Raw genomic sequence first — 304 nt, 5'->3', positions numbered from 1 at the left:
AACAAAAATAACGATGTAATCCAAGAAAATCATCCCGAAACTAGAGAAAACCGTACTTTTCTTTTGAAAATGGAGATTAGATTAAAAATACCTGTGAAAAGATACTCAGAATCGAAAGAATACGCCCCTTTTCGTTCGATAATTGAGGTTACAACAAGGAAAATGTCACATCATGCAGTCGGCTGGTGTAGCAGTGAGTCTCTTGATGTAGCAGACGCATAATGTCACATCATTTAATCGGCTGGTGTAACTATGCGTCTCTTGAGGTAGCAAAAAGCAAAATGTCAAATCATCCAATCGGCAA

General features: G+C 37.8%; 1 protein-coding gene. It reads left to right on the top strand.

Annotation, left to right across the window (positions count from 1 at the left end; translation table 11 throughout):
- On the top strand, positions 1-222 hold a 222-nt coding region (locus tag F0L46_RS26675; RefSeq protein WP_210247699.1), incomplete at its 5' end, for a hypothetical protein.
- Between the last annotated feature and the right edge of the window lie 82 nt (positions 223-304).

It is taken from the genome of Salinarimonas soli (assembly GCF_008386575.1).
Classification (GTDB): Bacteria; Pseudomonadota; Alphaproteobacteria; order Rhizobiales; family Beijerinckiaceae; genus Salinarimonas_A; species Salinarimonas_A soli.
Note: the sequence above shows the minus strand (reverse complement) of the source record. Positions and strands in the feature narration are given on the sequence as shown.